The sequence below is a fragment of the Bradyrhizobium sp. BR 10289 genome (assembly GCF_019455385.1).
GTDB lineage: Bacteria > Pseudomonadota > Alphaproteobacteria > Rhizobiales > Xanthobacteraceae > Bradyrhizobium.
The window spans coordinates 1-4449 of record NZ_JACOFR010000046.1 but is presented as its reverse complement, the minus strand read 5'-3'; the positions used below and the strand labels follow the sequence as shown (position 1 = coordinate 4449).

6 protein-coding genes are annotated in these 4449 nt (G+C 66.2%); 4 read left to right on the top strand and 2 right to left on the bottom strand.

The features are described from left to right. From HYH08_RS37240 to HYH08_RS37635, 3 genes are all read left to right on the top strand, one after another. Window positions 1-248 (top strand): polysaccharide biosynthesis protein (locus tag HYH08_RS37240; RefSeq protein ID WP_220014797.1); only part of this gene is annotated, 248 nt, incomplete at its 5' end. Between the two features lie 141 nt (window positions 249-389). Then, window positions 390-986, top strand: coding sequence for an NAD-dependent epimerase/dehydratase family protein (locus HYH08_RS37640; RefSeq protein ID WP_349631493.1), 597 nt, complete (start codon window positions 390-392; stop codon window positions 984-986). A gap of 16 nt (window positions 987-1002) precedes the next feature. Then, entirely contained in the window at window positions 1003-1260 is a 258-nt protein-coding gene (locus tag HYH08_RS37635; RefSeq protein WP_228748320.1) for a Rossmann-fold NAD(P)-binding domain-containing protein, read from the top strand. On the opposite strand, the gene HYH08_RS37230 is transcribed toward HYH08_RS37635, so the two are convergent. Together HYH08_RS37230 and HYH08_RS37225 are read right to left on the bottom strand one after the other, a co-directional pair. Further along, on the bottom strand, window positions 1248-2267 hold the full coding sequence (locus HYH08_RS37230; RefSeq protein ID WP_220014796.1) for an MraY family glycosyltransferase: 1020 nt from the start codon (window positions 2265-2267) through the stop codon (window positions 1248-1250). The genes HYH08_RS37635 and HYH08_RS37230 overlap by 13 nt on opposite strands. Next, a complete protein-coding gene (locus HYH08_RS37225; RefSeq protein ID WP_220014795.1) occupies window positions 2264-3232 on the bottom strand; it encodes a lysylphosphatidylglycerol synthase transmembrane domain-containing protein in 969 nt (322 codons plus the stop codon). The genes HYH08_RS37230 and HYH08_RS37225 overlap by 4 nt, the downstream gene beginning before the upstream one ends. A gap of 172 nt (window positions 3233-3404) precedes the next feature. Between HYH08_RS37225 and HYH08_RS37220 the strand changes: the two genes are divergently transcribed. After that, window positions 3405-4394, top strand: coding sequence for an SDR family NAD(P)-dependent oxidoreductase (locus HYH08_RS37220; protein WP_220014794.1), 990 nt, complete (start codon window positions 3405-3407; stop codon window positions 4392-4394). The last annotated feature ends 55 nt before the right edge of the window (window positions 4395-4449 follow it).

The window sequence follows — 4449 nt, the reverse complement described above, 5'->3', positions numbered from 1 at the left end:
ACATCGAGATCGTGTTCACCGGCATGCGGCCGGGCGAGCGCCTGCACGAGATCCTGTTCGCCTCCGAGGAGCCGACCCGCGAGATCGGGGTTGCCGGCATCATGGCGGCGCAGCCGAACGAGCCGCCGATGCAGACGCTGCGCAAATGGATCGCGGCGCTCGAGCAGGCGATCGCGCGCGATGATCGCGCCACGATCAGGACCATCCTGAAGGATGCGGTTCCGGAATTCGGGTCGACCGCGGCCTGACCATGCATCGCGAGACAAGGTCGCCGGCAAGATCGTCGTAACCCCGAGCTTTCGGAGCAAAGATGACCGAACGCAAACCGGTCGCGCTGGTGACGGACGCAAGCGGCTTCGTCGGAAGTCACGTGGCGCCCGCGCACGTGAGTGCGGGCTGGAAGGTCCGCGGCGCGGTGCGCAGCCCCGGGGGGAACCGACGACGAGGTCGTAATCGAGACGATCGGCCCCGATACCGACTGGACGTCTGCGCTCGAAGGCGTCGATGCCGTCGTCCATCTCGCCGCGCGCGTGCACCACAAGCACGAGGAGCACGCGGTCCAGCTCTATCGCAACGTCAACATCGCCGGCACGCTGCATCTGGCGCGCTCCGCGGCGACCGCAGGCGCGCGCCAGTTCATCTTCGTCAGCACCGTGCTGGTGCACGGGCGCAGCAACGACGGCCGCGCGCCGTTCAGCGAGCAGGACATCCTCACGCCCCGCGGTCTCTACGGCATGTCCAAGGCCGCGGCCGAGGCGGGCCTGCGGACGCTCGCGCGCGATAGCGACATGAAGGTCTCGGTGATCAGGCCGCCGCTGGTCTATGGGGCGGGCGCCAGGGGCAATTTCGCGCTGCTGACGCGCGCCGTGCATCTGGGGCTGCCGCTGCCGTTCGGCTCGATCCGCAATCACCGCGCCTTCCTCTCAGCGCAGAACCTGTCGTCGTTCATCGCGCGCCGGCTCGCGCATCCCGACCCCCGCCAGTAATTTCGAGATTTTCCTGGTGGCCGACCGCGAGCAGGTCTCCACCCCTGAATTCATCGAGCGGCTGGCGAGGGCGTTCGGCAAGAGCCCGCGGCTGTTCGGCATGCCGCCGGACCTGCTCGGGACGCTGCTCAGCGTAATCGGCCAGCAGGATACGCACGACAGCTTGATCGGCTCGCTCGAGCTCGACGTCTCCAAGGCGATCGCGACCGGCTGGCAGCCGCAGGTCACGCTCGACGAGGGCCTGCGGCTGGCGCTGTCGGCTCAGCCGCGTTGAAGGCGGGAGAAGCGGCGCAGCAAGATGCCGATCGCGGCCGCGCCCGCGAGCAGCGACACGATCGTGATCGCCGTCGAGCCGGCACGAACGGTGAGGATGGCGAGCCCCGCAAGCATCAGGTTGAGCGCGAACACCTCGCCGATCACCCGCGGTACCGAATAACCGTTGTCGGTCGCGCGCTGATAGAAATGCGAGCGGTGCGCCGACCAGAACTGTTCGCGGCGCGCGACGCGGCGAAACAGCGTGATGGTGGAATCCGCAAGATAATAGCCGGGCAGCAGCAGCGTCGCGGCCGGCTGTCCCTGCCAGGCGAGCTCGAGGAGGCACCATCCGAGCAGGAGGCCGATCGGCAGGCTGCCGACGTCGCCCAAAAACACTTTGGCGACCGGCTTGTTGAACGGCGCGAAGCCGAGCGTGGCGCCGCACAGCGCCGCGGCAAGCAATGCAGCCGGCCATGACAGATCGCCGAGCCAGCCCAGCAGCAGCAGCGCAGCGGTGACCGGCACCACTTCCGCCACCGTCATCAGGTCGAGCCCGTCCATGAAGTTGACGAGGTTCACGAACCAGATTCCGGCAAGGAGGATGAGGCCGCGCTCCAGGGCGAGCGGCAGTGCCGGCACGATGCGCGCGGTCTCGGGTGCGGTGAACACGATTGCACCGACGCACCCCGCCTGCAGCACCAGCCGCACGAGCACCGGCAGCGACAGGATATCGTCGGCAAATCCGACCAGCGCGATCACGATGGTCGCAATGACGAGGATCGGCGGGATCGCGACATTGGCCCAGCCGGCCCATACGCAAGCGACGATGAGCGTCGCCGAGATCACCGCGATGCCTGCGCCTTGCGGGGTCGGGATGCGATGGGAGGACCGCGCGTTGGGCCGCGCCAGCGCATAGCGCTGGAGCAGGGGGCGGCTGGTCCAGGTGACGGCGGCCGCGATCAGCGCGGCGATCGCAACGGCAAGCAGCGAGGGCATGGCGACGAGCGCGTCGGTGGCTGCGCTCACTCCTGCACCTCCGGCACTCCCAGCTGCGCCGAGCCCTGCGCGGCCTTCTCCGCGCTGAGGACCCAGACCAGGCCGCCGAACGCGCCGACGATGAACGAGACCGCACCGAATAGCAGCGAGATGTTGACGCCTTCATTGGACGCGAGCCCGGCGAAGCCGAAGGCGAGGCCCATGGTGGCCTCGCGGACGCCCCAGCCGGCGATCGAGATCGGCATCAAGGTGATCAGCATGACCGGCGGAATCAGCAGGAAGATCTGGCCGAAGCTGACCGGCGCTGCGATCGCCTGCACCACGCACCAGGCGATGACGACGGCGAGCACGTGATTGACGACCGACAGGATCGCCACCACAGGTCCTCGCGTGGCATTGAACATCACGCGGTTGGCGATCGCGGCACAGGCGTGAAGGTGATGGGTGGCCCACCAGGTCTTCAGCCACGGCCATTTCAGTGCGCCGAAGATCAGGAAGCCGACGCCGCCGGCGAGCGCGACGAGGTCCAGCAGCAGCAGCGCCGAGCGCCCGTGCGGATCGGTGATGAGCCGGTAGCTCCAGGGCAGGCTCGCGCCGATGACGATCGCAAGTGCGACGAGGCCGATGGCGCGATCGACGAAGATCGAGTAGGTGGCCGCACGCCATCCGGCGCCCGCGCGCGCAACCAGCCACAGCCGCACCGCATCGCCGCCGATCGCGGACGGCAGGGTCTGGTTGAAGAACGACCCGATCACGTTGTAGCGCATGGCACGGCCGAGCTCGAGCGGTGCGCCGCATTCGGCGCTGATCTCGCGCCAGCGCAGCACGCCGACGAAGATCTGCAGGAACGTGACTGCGATCGCCATCGCGATCCAGAACAGGCTGGACGTGCTGAAGCGCGACAACAGTTCGGTCAGGTCGACCTTGCGCAGCGCCAGATAGAGCAGCGCTGCGGAAATCAGGATCTTGGCCGTCGACAGCAGGATTCGGCGCATCTCGCCCGCGTGGGTTTTGCGAAGAATTGAGGCAACCCGACGCGAGGCGCCGAATTCGGCCGCTTTGGTATGGTTTTGGTGCCGATCTTGCAATAGCTGTCTCTCGGGCTATTGCGACCCCCTCAAAAGCGGCTAAACAGGCGCCGCGGGCGAGGTATCCCTTGGGAACAGGATGACGGATCAGGCGATTTTGGTCACGGGGGCCGCCGGCTTCATCGGATTTCACGTCGCCCGGCAGCTTCTGGCCGAAGGCCGGCCCGTGATCGGGCTCGACAATCTCAACCTCTATTACGATCCGGCGCTGAAGCAGGCCCGGCTGGAACTGCTGCAGAACGATTCCGGCTTCTCCTTCGTCAAGGCTGACCTTGCCGACCGCGAGACCATCGCGGCGCTGTTTGCGCGGCACCGGTTCAGGGAGGTCGTGCATCTGGCCGCCCAGGCCGGCGTGCGCCACTCGATCGAGCAGCCGCAGGCCTATGTCGATTCCAATCTGGCGGGCTTTCTCAACGTGCTGGAGGGCTGCCGCAACAACGGCTGTCGTCATCTCGTCTACGCTTCGTCATCCTCCGTTTACGGCGCCAACACGAAACTGCCATTTGCCGTCAAGGACCGCACCGATCATCCCGTCAGTTTCTACGCTGCGACCAAGAAGGCGAACGAGCTGATGGCGCAGTCCTACAGCCATCTCTACCGGCTCCCGGTCACCGGCTTGCGCTTCTTCACCATCTACGGTCCCTGGGGACGGCCCGACATGGCCATGTTTCTGTTCGTGAAGGCCATCCTGGCGGGCCAGCCGATCCGGCTGTTCAATCACGGCCAGATGCGCCGCGACTTCACCTATATTGACGACGTCACCCGTGTGGTGTCCAAGCTGATCGATCGGGTGCCCGCAGACGATCCGGCCGCGGCAAATGCGCCGTCCAGGATCTACAATGTCGGCAACCACCACCCGGAGGAGCTGATGCATGTCGTCGGACTTCTGGAGCAGGAACTGGGTCGGACGGCGATCAAGGAATTGCTGCCGATGCAGCCGGGAGACGTCTTGGAAACGTTCGCGGATGTCGAGGATCTGATGCGCGACACCGGCTTTGCACCGTCAACGCCGATCGCACTCGGGGTTCGGAATTTTGTCACTTGGTACCGGGACCATTACAAGGTTTGAGATGACGATGGACAAACGCATTATCCCCCTGATCATGTGCGGCGGCGCCGGCACG

Coding starts and splice junctions, on each gene's coding strand:
- HYH08_RS37225 (WP_220014795.1), bottom strand. CDS start 3,232: ATGCGCCGAATCCTGCTGTCGACGGCCAAGATCCTGATTTCCGCAGCG.
- HYH08_RS37220 (WP_220014794.1), top strand. CDS start 3,405: ATGACGGATCAGGCGATTTTGGTCACGGGGGCCGCCGGCTTCATCGGA.